Origin of the sequence: Sphaerisporangium sp. NPDC049003, from assembly GCF_043197795.1 — a bacterium.
Classification (GTDB): Bacteria; Actinomycetota; Actinomycetes; order Streptosporangiales; family Streptosporangiaceae; genus Sphaerisporangium.
Map to the genome: position 1 here is coordinate 48,901 of NZ_JBICTU010000012.1, position 17,222 is coordinate 66,122.

A 17,222-nucleotide genomic window follows, 5' to 3' on the forward strand; every position below is an offset into this window, starting at 1 on the left:
CCGGTGCTCACCCCCGAGCGCTGGCTCGACGTGCTGGCCCGCGAGGGTTTCCGCAGGGCCGTCCAGCCGGAGCAGGAGGCGCACGCCCTCGGCCAGCAGCTCACCGTCGCCGAGAGCGACGGGCTGTTCCGGGTACCGCGCACGAAGGCCGACACCGGCCCGCGGGGGCAGGAGCGGCCGCCGACCGTGTCCGGCGGCACCGTGCCGGACGGCACGCTGCGGGCGCGGACCACCGAGTACTTCGAACGGCTGCTGCGCGAGGCGCTGCGCCTGCCGGACGAGGTCCTCGACCCGCACAAGGACCTGCACGACTACGGCCTGGACTCCATCCTGGTGTCCGGCATGAACAACGCCCTCACCCGGGACTTCGAGGACGTCAGCAGCACCCTCTTCTTCGAGCTGCGGACCCTCGACGAACTGGTCGGCCACTTCCTGGAGACCCGGGAGGCGGAGCTGCGCAGGCTCTTCGGCAGCGCGCCGGCCGAACGGCCGGAGCCCGCCGCGGAATCCGGCCCTGCCGCCGCATCCCGCGTCGAGCGCACCACGCGCCGGGTCACGGAACTCGTCGCGGCCACACTGCGGTTGGCCCCGGGAGAGCTGTCGCCCGACGCCAACCTCTTCGACCTCGGCCTGGACTCCATCCTCGTCGTCCAGCTCAACAACGCGCTGAGCCAGGACTTCGATGGGCTCAGCAGCACGCTGTTCTTCGACTGCCCGACCATCAGGGACGTCGTGGCGCACCTCGTCGCGGAGCACTCCGAGCGCCCCGAGCCGCCGGTCGAGGTACACGCGCCCCGGACCGTGCTCACCGCCCCGGCGCCCGCCGTCGAGCCCACCGACACACCGGCCGTGTCGCGGACCGGAGGCGCCACCAGGCCCTCCGGAGACATCGCCGTGATCGGTCTGGCCTGCCGCTACCCGCAGGCCGACAGCCCCGCCGAACTCTGGGAGAACGTCCGCGGGGGCATGAACTGCACGGCCCCGTACCCGGCCGACCGCTGGTGGGTGAGCTGGGACGAGGAAGGGCGCGGCCGCCCGTGGGGCGGCTTCCTGGACGACGTGGCCTCCTTCGACGCGGACTACTTCGCCATCCCCGCGGACGAGGCGGCGGCCATGGACCCCCAGGAGCGGCTGTTCGTCGAGACGGTCCACAGCTGCGTCCAGGACGCCGGCTACACGGCCGAGGCCCTCAACCGGCAGGGCCGGGTCGGTGTGTTCGCCGGCGTCATGAACTCGACGTACAACGGGCGCACCGCCTACTCGTCGATCGTGAACCGCACGTCCCACCTGTTTGACTTCCAGGGGGCCAGCATCGCCGTCGACACGGCCTGCTCGTCCTCACTCACCGCCGTCCACCTGGCCGTGGAGAGCCTGCGCAGCGGCGACAACGACTGCGCGATCGCGGGCGGGGTCAACCTGCTGCTGAACGCGGACCACTTCGACGTCCTCGCTGAGCACGGGCTGCTGTCCGACGGCGACCGGTGCCGGCCCTTCTCCGAGCACGCGGACGGTTTCCTGGCGGCCGAGGGTGTGGGCGCCGTACTGCTACGTCCGCTCCAGGACGCGCTAGACGGCGGCGACCACGTGTACGCGGTCATCAAGGGCAGCGCGGTCAACGCCGGCGGGCGCACCAGCCGGTACAGCATGCCCAGCCCGAAGGCGCAGCGGGACGTCGTGGCGCGAGCCCTGGAGAAGGCGGGCGTGGCCCCGGCCACCGTCAGCTACGTTGAGGCCCATGGCACGGCCACCGCTCTCGGCGACTCCATCGAGATAGCGGCGCTGTCGCGCGCGTTCGGCACCGACCGCGCGGGCCAGTACTGCGCGGTCGGCTCACTCAAGTCGAACCTGGGGCACTGCGAGAGCGCGTCGGGCATCGCGAGCCTGACCAAGGTACTGATGCAGATGCGGCACGGGCAGCTCGCGCCCTCGATCAACGCCGAGGAGCTCAACACGGGGATCGTCTTCAAGCGGTCACCGTTCCACGTGGCGCGCGAACTCGCCCCTTGGACGCCGACCGACGCCGAGGGCCGGGCCCTCCCGCGCCGCGCCGGCATCTCCTGCTTCGGCGCGGGCGGCTCGAACGCACATCTGATCATCGAGGAACACAGTGGAGGCGGCGACGTGGCCCCGGCGCTGGAGCACACGCACGAGGAGCCCTGCCTGGTGCCGCTGTCGGCGCGGACCCCGGAGGAACTGCGCACCGTGACCGGGCGCCTGGCGGACTTCCTCGCCGACGCGGCCCGCACCGCCCACCCGGTGGCGCTGCCCGGCCTCGCCCGCACCCTGCAGGTCGGTCGGGACGAACTGCCTGTCCGGCTGGCGTACGTGGTGCGGTCCACGGCGGAACTCGCCGCCCGTCTCACGGAGTTCCGTGAGACGGGGGAAGCGGGCGCCAACGAGTACGCCGACCTCACCGGTGGACCGCGTCCCGGCCACAGTGGTTCCGACGGGCCTGTGGCCGTCGGGGCCGACCCGCACGAGACGGCCCGGAGGTGGCTCTCGGGCGCGGCCGTCTCCTGGGACGCGCTGTACGCCGGCCGCCCGGCGCGGCGGGTCAGCCTGCCCACGTACCCCTTCCGGCGCACCCCGCACTGGTACACGGAGCCGCGCCCGGCATCGGCCCCCGCTCCGAGCGGCGGAATCTCCGCGCCCGCCAAGCAGGAGGGCGTGCGGGACTGGCTGCGCAGGACCGTCGCGGCGTACCTCGGCCGCGACGCGTCCCAGGTGCCCACCGACCACGACTTCACCGGTGTCGGGCTGTCCTCCATGGCGCTCGTACGGCTGGGCAGGCAGATCCGGGACCTCGACCCGGAGTTCGAGACCGCGCTCCTCTTCGAGTACGGCACGGTCGACGAACTCGCCGCTCACCTGGCCGGGCGGGGCGTCACCGCCCCCGCCGCGCGGGAGGCCGCCGACGACGCCGTACGGCACCACACCACCGCCGATGCGGTCCTGCGCCACCCGCTCTCCGATGGCCAGCAGGGACTGTGGGCCCTGCACAAGGCGGCACCGGACGCGAGCGCCTACAACGTGCCTCTGTGCTTCCGGGTGACCGGGCTCGACGTGGCGGCGCTGCGCTGTGCGTTCGACGCCGTGCGCTCCTGGCATCGGGTCCTGCGCGGCGTCGTCCGGGAGGAGCACGGCCTCCTGCTGCTCGTTGAGGCCCCGGCGGACGGAGAGTGGCTGACGGAGCACCATCTCACGACGTACGGCGAGGCCGAGGTGCTCGAGCGCGTCCGCGCCGCGGCCAAGGCGCCGTTCGACCTGGAGCAGGGCCCCCTGTGCCGGATCGGCGTCTTCCACGGGCCAGGCGGCGAGTCCTGGGTGCTGCTGAACGCCCACCATATCGTCCTCGACGGCACCTCAGCCGTCGTCCTGGTGAAGGACCTGCTCCGCGGCTACCAGGCGCGGCTGGACGGCACGCCCGCCGACGCCTTCCAGCCTACCGCCGGGTACGAGGAGTTCGTCGCGCTGGAGAAGGCCGGCCTGCGAGCCGCGGACGCCGGCGCCCGGCTCGCCTACTGGCGCGACCGGCTGACTCCGCCGCTGCCCGCGCTCGCGCTGCCCGCCGACCGGCCGCGCTCCGCGCTCTCCGGCCCCGTGCGCGGGGCCACCGCGACGCGGCGCCTGTCGCCGGAGCTGAGCGAGCGGATCGCACAGGCCGCCCGCGACCACGGCCTCTACCCGTCGGCGCTGTTCCTCGCGGCCTTCAAGGTGCTGCTGAGCCGGTACACGCAGCAGAACGACGTGATCGTGGGCATGCCGGTGAACACCCGGCCCGCGCACGGCTTCGCCGCGACGGTCGGCCACTTCGTGAAAATGATGCCGGTGCGCAGCCGGATCAGCCCGGCCGAACCCTTCGCCGATCTGTGCGCGAGCGTCCAGAAGACCCTGGTCGACGGCCTCGCCCACGACTACCCCTTCACGGCGCTGGTGCGCGAACTCGGCCTGTCCGGCGCTGGCTCACCGGTCTTCACCTGCGTCTTCATGTACCAGGACTGGTACGAGGACGTGACCGCGCCCGCCCCGTCGTTCCGGTACGTCGAGGGCATCCACCAGGAGGGCGAGTACGAACTCGTCCTGGAGGTCGTCGAGCCCGGCGAGCACGGACCCGGCTTCACCGTCAACTGCAAGTACGACGCCGCCCTGTTCGACCCGGAGACGGCCGAACAACTGTTGCGCCAGTACGAGCATCTGCTGCGCACGGTGTCGGAGGCGCCCGGCCTGCCGGTCGACGAGTGCTCCCTGCTGTCGCCCGAGGAGCGGCACACCCTGACCGTGGAGTGGAACGCCACGGAGGTGGCGCAGCCCGACCGGTGCGTCCACGAGCTCTTCGCCGAGCAGGCCGCGCGCACACCCGACGCCGTGGCGGTGGTGAGCGGCGCCGACACGCTCACCTACGCCGAACTGGACGCCCGCTCGACCCGGTTCGCCGGCCGCCTGGCGGCGCTGGGTGTCGGCCCCGGCAGCCTCATCGCCGTCTACATGGAGCGCTCCGCCGAGCTGCTGGTCACGCTGCTGGGCACGATGAAGGCGGGCGGTGCGTACATCCCGCTGGACCCCGGCTACCCGAGCGACCGTCTCGCATACATCCTGGCCGACGCCCGGCCGCGGGTCGTGGTCTCCGACTCGGGGCTGCACGGCCGGCTCCGGGAGCTGACGACGGAGCCGGCCGCGCCGCACGTCGTCCTCATCGACGAGGAGCGGCCCGACGACGCCCCGTGGGTGCCGTGGCAGCGCGTCGGGGGAGCCGATCTGGCCTACGTCATCTACACCTCGGGCAGCACAGGCAACCCCAAGGGGGTGATGGTGCCACACCGGGCCCTCACCAACTTCCTGTGCGCGATGGCCCGCAGGCCCGGCCTGACGGCCGACGACCGGATGCTCGCGGTGACGACGCACAGCTTCGACATCGCCGTGCTCGAACTCTTCCTGCCGCTCGTCACCGGTGCCCTCTGCCACGTCTGCGACGCCGCCACCGCGCGGGACCCCGAGCGCCTGAAGGAGCTGATCGGCGCCGTCCGGCCGACGGTGATGCAGGCGACCCCGTCGACCTGGGCGATGCTGTTCCACGCCGGGTGGGCCAACGAGGAGCGGGTGCGCGTCCTGTGCGGAGGCGAGGCGCTGCCGGAGACCTTGCGGGAGCGCCTCGTCGGACTCGGCTGCGAGGCCTGGAACCTGTTCGGACCGACCGAGACCACGGTGTGGTCCACGGCCGGGCGGATCGAGGCGCACCGGCGCGCCACCATCGGCCGGCCCATCGACAACACCCGGATCCACATCCTCGACGAGCGGGGGCGGCTGGTGCCCGCGGGCGTCCCCGGCGAGCTGTGCATCGCCGGGGACGGGCTCGCTCTCGGCTACCTCAACAAGCCGGAACTCACGGCCGAACGCTTCCCCGACAACCCCTTCGCACCCGGCACCCGGCTGTACCGCACGGGCGACCTGGCGCGCTGGCTCAGCGACGGCTCCCTCGAGTGCCTGGGCCGCATCGACTCCCAGGTCAAGATTCGCGGCTTCCGTGTCGAACTCGGCGAGATCGAACATGTCCTGGCCGACCACCCGGCCGTCCGCGAGTGCGCGGTCGTGGCCCGGACGCAGTCCGAGAGCAAGCAGCTCGTGGCCTACTACACCCGAGCGGCCGGGACGGGCGCGCAGGCCGGTGAGCTCTCCGCGCACCTGCGCCGCCGGTTGCCCGACTACATGGTTCCGCCGTTCCTCCTCCCCGTCGACCGGCTGCCCCGGACGCCGAACGGCAAGGTGGACCGCAAGGCGCTGGAGGAACGCGACGTGACGCTGCCTGAGGCGGCCGAATCCGCCGTACCGGACGCCCTCCGGCCCGCCGCAGCGGAGACCCGCGGACCGGCCGTACCGGAGTCGCCCCGGCCCGCCGCACGGGCCACGGCCGCCGCCACCGGCGTACCGGACGAGGCCGACGTGCTCGCGCTGTGGCGCGACGTCCTCGGGGTCGCCAACCTCCGCCCCACCGACGCGTTCCTGGACGCGGGCGGCAGCTCGGTGCTGGCGGCCGTGCTCGCCGACCGTGCGGGCAAGCGGTACGGGCTGCCCTTCGGCGCGGCCGAGGTCTTCAAATGCGTCAGCGCGCGCGGCATGAGCGAGCACCTGACCGCCCTGGGCGCGGGCGACGAGCAGCCCGGGCGCCCCGCCGAGAACCGCTCGCCGGCGGCGGCCGCCGCCCCCGCGTCCGCCCTCCCCGCTCATCTCGGGGACAGCGTCGCCATCATCGGCGTGTCCTGCCGTCTGCCGGGCGCGGACGACCACCACCAGTTCTGGCGCAACCTCGTCGCCGGGGAGGAGAGCGTGGAGCTCTGCTCCGAGCAGGAGCTGCGCGACCTCGGCGTGGACGAGGAACTGCTCGCGCATCCGGACTACGTGCCCGTGCGGGCCGCGATGCGCGGCAAGGGGTACTTCGACCCGGAGTTCTTCCAGGTCACGCCCCGCGACGCCGAGCTGATGGACCCGCAGCTGCGGCTGCTGCTCCAGCACTCCTGGAAGGCGGTGGAGGACGCCGGCCACCTGCCGGGCGACGTCGCGGATGCGGCCGTGTACATGTCCACGAGCAACGCCCTGTACCAGGCACCGCTTGCCGGCCGTGGCGCCCGGCGCGACTCGGAGGGCCTCGTCGCCTTCCTCCAGGCGCAGCCCGGCACCATCCCCACGACCATCTCCCACCGGCTCGGACTGCGCGGCCCCAGCCTGTACGTGCACAGCAACTGCTCCTCCTCCCTGGCCGGGCTGGCCCTCGCGGTGCAGTCCATCCAGTCCGGGCAGACCCGACACGCCCTCGTCGGCGGCGCGGGCATGTACGGCGAGCTCGCCGTCGGCTACCTCCACGAGGAGGGCATGACCCTGTCCGCCGACGGGCACTGCAAGCCCTTCTCGGCCGACTCCGACGGCATGGTCGGCGGCGAGGGCGTCGTCGTGCTGCTGCTCAAGGACGCGGCGTCGGCGGTGCGCGACGGCGATCACGTCTACACGCTGCTGCGCGGCGTCGGGATGAACAACGACGGTGACCGGAAGGCCGGTTACTATGCGCCCAGCGTCAGCGGCCAGACCGAGCTGATCTCGGCGGTTCTCGACCGCACCGGGGTTCACCCGGAGACGATCGCCTACCTGGAGGCCCACGGCACCGGCACCCGGCTCGGCGACCCGATCGAGGTCATGGCGGTCTCCGAGGCCTACCGGCGGTACACCGCCAGGACCGGCTTCTGCGGCATCGGCTCCGTCAAGTCCAACCTCGGCCACCTCGACGCGGCCGCAGGCCTGGCGGGCGTCCTCAAGACCGCGCTGGTCCTCGGCCACCGGCTGGTGCCCCCTACCGTCAACCACCGGGAGCCCAACCCGCAGATCGACTTCGCGCGTTCGCCCTTCCACGTCGTGGACCGGCTCACCGAGCTCACCCCGACGACCGGGCCGCTGCGGGCGGCGGTCAGCTCCTTCGGCATCGGCGGCACCAACGTCCACGCCATCCTGGAGGAGGCCCCGCCCACCACGGGCGACGAGGGCACCTCGTTCACCGGGCCGCAGCTCGTACCGCTCTCCGCCGCGAAGCCGGAGAACCTCATGCGGTACGCCCGCGAGTTCGCGCACCGGCTCGCCGAGCCGGAGGGCACCGCGCCGGCCCGGTGGCTGGCGGATGTGGCGTACACCCTCCAGGTCGGCCGCACCGCCCTGCCGGAGCGGGTGGCCTTCGTGGTGCACAGCGTGAGTGAACTCGTGGACGCACTGGAGGACTTCGCCGCCGGCCGCGACCACGCCGCGTGCGCACGCGGCTCCCTGGGCGCGTCCGCAGCCCTGCTCGACGAGGACGACCTGCGCGAGCTCACCGGCCGCTGGCTCACCGAGGGCAGGCTGGACAAGCTGGCCCGCCTGTGGGTGGACGGCGCCTCCGTGGACTGGCACCAGCTGCACACGGGGGAGCACCGGCCGCGCCGGGTCAGCCTGCCGACGTATCCGTTCAGCGAGGAGTACCACTGGCTGGGCGCGGACCCGGACGAGCCGGAGACGGCCGACGCGCAGGTGCACTTCTTCGAGGAGCGCTGGGTACCGGCGGACGCGGTCGGCACCCCCGCGGCCGGTGACCAGGTCGTCCTGTGCTTCCTCTCCGGGGAGGCCGCGCAGCGGGCGTACGCGCGGGAACTGCGCGAGCGCGCCCCGGGCGTGCGGCCCGTGTTCGTCGGCCGGACGGCCTCCGGCGCCGGGGACGGCGACACCGCCCGTGTGGCGGACCCCGGCAGCGAGCACGACCTGCGGCGGGTCCTGGAGGAGGTCGCCGCCGAGTCCGGGCGCGTCGACGCGATCCACTACCTGTGGTCGGCCGAACACGAGACCGAGGCATCCCTCCTCGGTGAGCCCTGGCGCGTGGCCGCCCTGGTGCGCGCCCTGGCCGGCGCCCGGCTGGAGGTCCCCCATGTGCTCGTCGCCGGGCACTTCCGCGACGCCGTGGAAGAGGCCGTCCTCGACTCGCTGATCGGCTACGAGCGGTCCCTCGCCGAGGTGCTGCCCGGCACTTCGCTGCGCGTGGTCATGCACGACGGCGAGGCGCCCGCCGCCCGCTGGGCCGACCTGCTGCTCACCGAGCAGCACCAGGAACGGCCGGTCAGCGCGCTGTACCGGGCCGGTGTGCGCCATGTGGGCCGGGTGGAGCGGGTTGACGTCGCTACGGCGCCCACCGCACGCCCGGGGCTGCGCGTTGGCGGGACCTATCTCGTCACCGGCGCGTTCGGTGGGCTCGGACGGCGCGTCGCCGAGCACCTGGCGCGGACGTACCACGCCAACCTGGTCCTCGTCGGCCGCTCCCCGCTGCGGCCCGCCGACGAGGCCTGGACCGGGACGCTGCGCCGGCACGGCGGAGACGTCGTCTGCCACCGGCTCGACATGAGCGACCCGCACGCCGTGGCCCGGCTGCTGGCCACGCTGCCCGCGCTCGACGGGGTCTTGCACGCCGCGGGCGCCGCCGAGGCCGCGTCGCTGCTCGACAAGACGAGTCAGTCGTTCGAGGCGGTCCTCGGGCCGAAGGTGCGCGGAACCCTCGCGCTGGACCGCGCGCTGCGCAGCGGCTTGCGTCCGCCGGCCTTCGTGTGCCACTTCTCGTCGAGCGCGGCCGTCCTGGGCGACTTCGGCAGCTGCGACTACGCGGTGGCCAACCGCTTCCAGGCGGCGTACGCGCGCGCCCTGCGCGACGACGCGTCGCGGGTCGCGACCATCGCCGTGCAGTGGCCCCTGTGGACGGAAGGCGGGATGGGCGCGGCTGCCCAGCGGAGCACCGGCCGTGCCTTCGCCGACGCCTACCTGGCCTCCAGCGGCCAGCGGCCCCTGGACAGCGCACAGGGCCTCGGCATCCTGGAGCGGCTGCTGACGGCGGGACACGCGGCTCCGCTGGTGCTGCACGCACCGGCCGCACGGGCCACGGCGCTCGTCCGGCATGCCGTAGCCCCGTCGGCGGCGCTCGAACGGCGTGCCGCCGCCCCGTCCGTGGCCCTCGAACGGCCTGCCGTTGACCCGTCCGCACCGCCGCGCCCGGCGGCGGAGCAGGGTGGCAAGCCCGCCCCGCGAGCACCCCGGCCGGACCTCACCGAGACCGTCCGCGACGTGGTGCGGCAGGTCCTGAAGGTCCCCGCGCACCGGCTCGACGACCGCAGCACCTTCGTCGACCTCGGGCTGGACTCGCTGCGCCTCACCCAGCTCGCCCACCAGCTGTCGGACCGCCTCGGCCTGCGGTTGCCGCCGACCGTGCTGTACGACCACCCGACGGTCGAGCGCCTGGCGGAGCATCTGGCCGGACAGCAGTCCCTCGACGCACAGCCCGGCACCGCTGCCGCGCAGGAGACCGCCACGGAACCCACCGAGCCGAAACCGCCCGCCCCCACGCCCGCCGGGCGCGACGAGCCCATCGCCGTCATCGGCATGAGCGGCATCTTCCCCGGCTGCCGCTCGGTCGCCGAGTTCTGGGACGCCCTCGCCGAGGGCCGGGACATGGTCAAGCGGCTGCCGGCCGTGCGCTTCGGCGACGCCCCGGCACCTGACGGCCCGGACGACCGCTACCCCTGGATGGGCAGCATCGACTGGGCGGACGAATTCGACGCCGCCTTCTTCGAGTTCGCGCCTAAGGAGGCCCGGACACTCGATCCGCGCCAGCGCCATCTGCTCCAGGAGTGCTGGAAGGCGCTGGAGGACGCTGCCCTGGGCGCGGAGGAGCTCGAGGGCCGCCGCGTCGGCGTGTTCGTCGGCGTGGAGCAGGGCGACTACCAGCTGCTGGTTAAGGACGGCGGCAACGTCACCTCCAACCACGACGGCGTCCTCGCCGCGCGGCTGTCGTACTTCATGGACCTCAAGGGTCCGGTGCTGGCGGTCAACACGTCCTGCTCGTCGGGCCTCGTGGCCCTGCACCAGGCGTGCACGAGCCTGCGGCAGAAGGAGTGCGACATCGCCGTCGTCGCCGCCGCGAACCTCGTCCTCACCCCCGAGGCACTCGCGGCGATGGACAAGGCGGGCATGCTGTCCCCCGAGGGACGCTGCTTCACCTTCGACCGGCGCGCCGACGGCATGGTCCCCGGTGAAGCGGTCACGGCCCTCGTGCTGCGCCCGCTCGACGCGGCCGAGGCGCACGGTGACCCGGTCCACAGCGTGATCGCCGCGAGCGGCCTCAACTACGACGGCCGCACCAACGGCATCACCGCGCCCGCCGGGAAGGCTCAGCGCGAGCTGATCGAGTCCGTCTACGAGCGCGCCGGGATCGACCCGAGGGACCTGGGCCATGTCGTCGCCCATGGCACGGGCACGAAGCTCGGGGACCCGGTTGAGGTGAACGCGCTGCGGGCCGCCTTCCACGCCCGCGGCGCCGCCGGCGAAGGGCAGTTCTGCGCGCTGACGTCGACGAAGACCAACTTCGGCCACACCTTCGCCGCCTCCGGCCTGGTGGGTCTCATGTGCCTGTCGGAGTCGGTTCGCCGGGGCATCATCCCGACGAGCCTGCACTACCGCGACGGGACCGAGTACATCGACTGGGGCGAGAGCCCGTTCTACGTCAACACCGCGACGAAGCCGTGGGTGACGGAGGGCCGGCCGCGCATGGGCGCGGTCAGCGCGTTCGGCATGAGCGGCACCAATGCCCATGTCGTCGTACGCGAGCACACGGCCCCCGCGCCGGTGCGCGCCCCGCGCGCCACCACCCACCTGCTGCCGCTCTCGGCCAAGACCCAGGAGGCACTGGGCGAGCTGGTGGACCGCCTTCTCGACCGGATCGACAGCGGGGACCTGCGGGACGCCGATCTGCCGCAGCTCAACCGGACCCTGTTCAGCGGCCGCCACCACTTCCGGCACCGCTGCGCGGTTGTCGTGGACACCCTCGACGAGGCGGCTGCGCTGTGGCGCGCCTGGCGCGACGGCGGGAGCACGCCTGACCCGGCCTGGTTCGCGGGCACGGTGGCCCGTGACTTCTCCGCGGGTACGGGAGGCGAGGACGTCGCCTCCTGGACCGCCCGGGTCAGGGACGGACAGCTGGACGCGACCGAGCGCAGGACGGCCCTGACCGCGCTGGCGCGGCTCTACGTGGCCGGGCACGACGTGTCCTGCCCGGACGCACTGCCGACCGCCGGACCCCGTCCGACGCGGCTGCGCCTGCCCACGTATCCGTTCGCCCAGAACCGCTACTGGGTACGGCAGGAAGCCGCCTCCGCACCGGCGGCCGCCCACGAGCCCGCCACGCCGCAGGCCCCCTCCGGCCCCGCGCCACAGGGCACTCCCGTCGCGGATGTGCCCCGGCCCGCCCTCAGCGGCGCACCGGCGGCCCGGCGAGTCGTGCTAACCGACGTGACCCGGCTGCCGCACCGGCTCGACGACGCCACCGCACGGCCCCGCCGCGCGGTGACGCTGACCGCGCTGTCCGCCACTGCCGACCCCGCGTCGGAGCAGCCGGCTGCCACGCGCCCGGTCACCCTGGCGCACGACATCCTGGACGACCTGAAGTCGGCTGCGGGCATCGGCTTCGGCGGCATGGTGGCGACCCTGAACCGCACCGGCGTCATGGTGGAGCACCTGGTCCCGTACTCCTCGGACTTCGCCGAGTACGCCGGGCGGTGCGGCGGCGAGGTGCTGGACCTGGGCTGCGCGTACGGCGTCGCCAGCATCGCCGCGCTGGAGCGCGGAGCCCGCGTCGTCGCGCTGGACATGGAGCGCAGGCACCTGGACATCCTCGGACAGCGCGTCAACGACGAGGCCAGGGAGCGGCTGACGCTGAAACGCGGCGTGCTGCCCGACGTCGACTTCGCCGACGGCCGCTTCACGGCGGTCCATGCCGGCCGCGTCATGCACTTCCTCGGTCCCGAGGACGTCCGGCTGACGCTGCGCAAGATGTTCCGCTGGCTGGTGCCGGGCGGGAAGGTGTTCCTGAGCACGGACTCGCCCTACTTCGGCTACTGGGCCTCCAAGGCGGCGGAGTACGAGGAGCGCAGGCGGGCCGGCGACCCGTGGCCCGGCTACATCCCCGATGTCGCGACCCACTTCGACCCGGCGCACGTCGTCGGCGGACCGAGCCTGATCAACGCCCTCGACCCGGAGGTGTTCCGCAGGGAGTGCGAGGCCGCCGGGTTCGTCGTGGAGCGGGCCGGGTACTTCGGCGCGGTCGGCGTGGACCAGGGCGCGTACGGGGCTCCCGGGCCCGACATGGAGCACGTGGGGATCATCGCGCGCAAGCCGGACCATGCCGCCCCGGACGAAGCCGGGGCAGTCGTGCGCAGCGCCGACGGCATCCCCGTCCACCACCGCGTGCGGGGCAGGCGCGGCGCCGCCCCCGCCCTGGTGTTCGTCCACGGCCTGGGTTGCGACCAGTCGTACTGGGACCGCCAGGTCGAGCACTTCGCCGAGGACTTCACCGTGGTCACCCTCGACCTCGCCGGGCACGGCTGGTCCGGGCGCGACCGGCGGCGCTGGACCGTCGAGGCGTTCGCAGCCGACGTGGCTGCCGTCGTCGACCACGTCGGTGCCCAGGACGTGATCCTCGTCGGTCACTCCCTGGGCGGGCCCGTCATGCTGGCCGCGGAGCCCCTGCTGGGCGGCCGGGTCCGGGGCATGATCGGCGTGGATACACTGCACACCTTCGACCCGCGGCCGCTGAGCGAGGCCCAGATCGACCGGTTTGTACGGACTTTCGCCGAAGATCCCGTACGTGCCGAGGAGCTGTTCCCCGGCACGCGCCGGGCGGACCTGGTCGAGCTGGTGGAGCGGACGCGGGCGCACGTGGGCGCGGAGATCGTGTCGGCGGCGTTCCGGGAGATGCTGATGTACCTTCAGCGGCTGCCCCGGAACCCCGGCGTTCCGCTGGCCCTGGTCAACTCGACCTCCTGGATGCCAACGGACACGGACTCGGCCGCGCGCCGCGGGGTCGACGTCGAACTCGTCGAGGGCGTCGGGCACTTCGCGATGCTGGAGGACCCCGACGCGCTCAACGCATCGCTGACCAGGCATATCCGCCGCATCACCGGCACCACCCCGGGACGCGCTTCCGTCCCCGGCGGGCGAGCCGAGGCGAACGGGGGCGCGGAACGATGACACGACCGTCAGGTACAGAGATCCGCACCAAGAGTGACCTGCGGCGGTTCTTGCGAGAGACGCTGGGCGGCGTTCTGGGAACCGATCCGGCCTCCAGCCCCGACAACCTCCCCCTCGTGGAGCTGGGACTGGACTCGATCTCCTGCGTCGTGTGGCTGCGCGAGATCAACCGGACCCTCGGGCTGTCCCTCACAGTGGCCGAAGTGTGCGGTCACCCCACGTTCGGCGAGCTGGCCGCCCTGATCGGGGGCCTCATGGGAGATCTGATGAGTGCCGTCACCCCCCGGCCCTCGGCCACCCGCGTTCACGACGCGGGGGCGCGCGACGCCATCGCCGCCTATCTGCGGAAGAGCCTCGCGGACGAGCTGGAGCTGCCCGCGTCGGACGTCGCCGACGACGTGCCCTTCGTTGAAATCGGCCTGGACTCGATCACCGGCGTGACGTGGACGCGCAAGCTGAACACGCACTTGGGGCTCGCGCTCTCCGCCACGCAGGTCTACAGCCACCCGACGGTTGCGGACCTGGCCGCGCACGTGGCCGCCTGCCTGCACGGCACGGACGGCGAACCCGCGGACGCCGCACCCGCGTCCGGCTCCGCCGAGGACGCGCTGGCCGTGTGGCTCCGGGCGAGCCTCGCCAGGGAACTCGAACTCGGCGAGTCCGACATCGACGACGACACACCGTTCGTCGAACTGGGCCTGGACTCCATCACGGGCGTCACCTGGACGAGGTCCGTCAACACCCGCCTGGGGCTCTCGCTCTCCGCGACTACGGTGTACGGCCACCCGACCATCGCCGAGCTGGCCGCGTACCTGACGCGAGAACACGGGGCGTCGCTCCCCGAGGCGGAGACGGAGTCGGAAGCACAGGCCAGGGCCACGGCCACGCCCGAGCCCGCCGCTGCCGAGGAGACGGCCCCGGCCGGGCCCCCGGTGTCCCCGACGCCCACCGCTTCCGCCGGCACCCCGCGCCCGTCCGTCGACCTCGTCGACATCGCCGTCGTCGGCATGTCCGGCGCCTTTCCCAAGGCCGCCGACCTCGACGAGTTCTGGGCCAACATCGTCGCCGGCCGTGACTGTGTGACCGAGGTGCCGCCGTCCCGGTGGGACGTGGGCCGTTTCTACGACGAGCGGCCCGGGACGCCCGGCAAGTCGTACAGCAAGTGGATGGGCGTACTAGAGAACGCGCACCACTTCGACCCCCTGTTCTTCAACATCTCGCCCAGCGAGGCCGAGGTCATGGACCCGCAGCAGCGCCTGCTGCTGCAGGAGAGCTGGCGCTGCGTCGAGGACGCCGGTCACAACCCCGAGACGCTCTCGGGCACGCGCTGCGGCGTCTTCATCGGCTGCTCGGTCAACGGCTACGGCGGCCGGGTCGACGAGAGCGGGCTGAGTGCCCATCAGAACCTGGGCACCAATAGCGCGATCATGGCCAGCCGGATCTCGTACACCCTGAACCTCAAGGGCCCGTGCCTGTCCATCGACACCTCGTGCTCGTCGTCGCTCGTGGCGCTCGCCGCCGCCTGCGACAGCCTCTGCCTGGGCGACAGCGACACCGCCCTGGCCGGCGGCGTCTGGGTCATCCCGGGCACCGGGGTCCACGTGGCGATGAGCCAGCTGCGGGCGCTGTCGCCCACCGGGCGTTGCCACGCCTTCGACGAGCGGGCGGACGGCTTCGTCCCCGCCGAGGGCGTCGGCATGCTCCTGCTGAAGCGGCTCCCGGACGCCCTGACGGACGGCGACCGGATCCATGCCGTCATCAAGGGCTGGGGCGTCAACCAGGACGGCCGCTCCAACGGCATCACCGCCCCGAACGCCGAGGCCCAGGCCGAACTCCAGCGGCGGGTGTACGACAGGTTCGGCATCGACCCGGCCGACATCGAGCTGGTCGAGGCGCACGGCACGGGCACGGCACTCGGCGACCCCGTGGAGATCGACGGCCTCGTGCGGAGCTTCGGCGCCCACACCGACCGGACCTCGTACTGCGCCATCGGCTCGGTCAAGAGCAACATCGGGCACAGCGCCTGCGCCGCGGGCGTCGCGGGCACCCTCAAGGCCGTACTCGCCCTGAAGCACCAGACGCTGCCTCCGACCATCCACTACGACCGTCTGAACGCGCACATCGACCTGAGCGGCACGCCGTTCTACGTGAACACCGAGGAACGCGCCTGGCCGGGCCGGGGCAAGCTCCGCCTCGCCGCGGTGAGTTCCTTCGGCTACAGCGGGACCAACGCCCATCTCGTGCTTGCCGAGGCCCCGTCGAGCCCGGCGCACCGCGACGAGCGGGACGCGCCCGGCGCACGGCTCGTCGCCTTGTCGGCGCGTACCGACGCACAACTGCGGGAGCAGGTGCGGCGGCTGCTCGCCCACCTCCGGGAGCACCCGCAGGAGAGCCTACGCGGCCTGAGCTGCACGCTGCTGCTGGGCCGCAAGCACTTCCGCCACCGCCTGGCCCTGGTGGCCCGCACGACCGCGCAGGTGACCGAGGCGCTGGAGAACTGGCTGCGGACCGGCGCCGACCCTGCCGTACGCAGCGGTGACCGCAAGCCGGAGCGGCCCCCGAGCGGCTCCTCCGGGCAGCCGGCCGGCGCCGCCGACCAGGTCGACCAGCGGTACCTCGAGGCACTGGCCGAGCAGTACGCCGAGGGCCGGGCCCTGCCCTTCGACACCCTCTTCGAGACCGGCCGGCCCGCCAGAATCTCCCTGCCCACCTACCCGTTCGCGGCCGACCCCTACTGGCTGAACCCCGAAGACCCGTGCGCGGACGACACCGCACCCCAGGGCGAGCTGCTGTGGCTGGAGCCGCGCTGGGAGCCGGTGAATCGCGCCGCCACGGAGCCGGGCGACGCCCCGACCGGCGGCGCCGGGCACACGGTGTGGCTCGTCGGCGAGGACCCGGACGGCTCGCTCGCCCGCGCGCTGCCCGCTGTCCTGCCCGGCCAGGCCGAACTGCGCACGTTCCGCACCCGGGCGGGCGCGCCGGACGAGGACTACCTGCGGCTGACGCGGACGCTCCTGACCGAGATACGCGCACTGACCGCCCCCGGCGCCGCACGGGACCACCTCCTCCAGGTCGTCGTGGCCGGCCACGACGCGCCCGAGGCCCGCCTCATGGCCGGCGTGTCCGGACTGCTGCGTACGGCCCACCTCGAACACCCCCGCCTGCGCACGCAGTACGTCGAACACCTCAACGCGCCGTCGCCGGAGGCCCTCGCCCAGGCGATCCGCGCCGGCCTGCGGCACCCCCGCGAGGCCGAGATCCGCCACACCGGCGGCGAGACGTACGTACGACGCCTGGCCGAACTCCCCGTGACCGCCCCCGAGAACGCGGCGGCCTCGCCGTGGCGCAACGGCGGCGTCCACCTGATCACCGGCGGTCTCGGCGGTCTCGGGCTGCACCTCGCCCGCGACCTGTCGAGCGGCCTTGACGAGGGCGTGCTGGTCCTCGTGGGCCGCTCCGCGCCCACACCGGACACCGAGCGCACGCTCGCTGGCCTGCGCGGGCCCGGCATCACGGTCGAGTACCGCCAGGCCGACATCACCGACCGCGCGGCCGTCCGGGACCTGATCGACGACGTGCGGCGCCGTCATGGCGCGCTCCACGGGATCGTGCACTGCGCGGGCGTACTGCGCGACGGCCTCATCGCCGGCAAG

The 17,222-nt window shown here is 73.3% G+C and carries 2 protein-coding genes (both only partly in view); both read left to right on the plus strand.

Translation table 11 applies throughout. The features are described 5' to 3' along the window. A protein-coding gene (locus tag ACGFIV_RS15130) for an amino acid adenylation domain-containing protein (protein ID WP_392835166.1) crosses the window boundary here: on the plus strand, nucleotides 1–13,569 show its 3' portion. 8,427 nt of this gene lie to the left of the window's left edge; the window shows 13,569 of its 21,996 coding nt (coding positions 8,428–21,996); its start codon lies beyond the left edge, outside the window; its stop codon occupies nucleotides 13,567–13,569. After that, on the plus strand, nucleotides 13,566–17,222 hold the 5' portion of the coding sequence (locus ACGFIV_RS15135; RefSeq protein WP_392835169.1) for an SDR family NAD(P)-dependent oxidoreductase. The gene runs 10,233 nt beyond the window's last position; only the first 3,657 of its 13,890 coding nucleotides appear in the window; it begins with the start codon at nucleotides 13,566–13,568; the stop codon falls past the right edge of the window. Before ACGFIV_RS15130 ends, ACGFIV_RS15135 begins: the two co-directional genes overlap by 4 nt.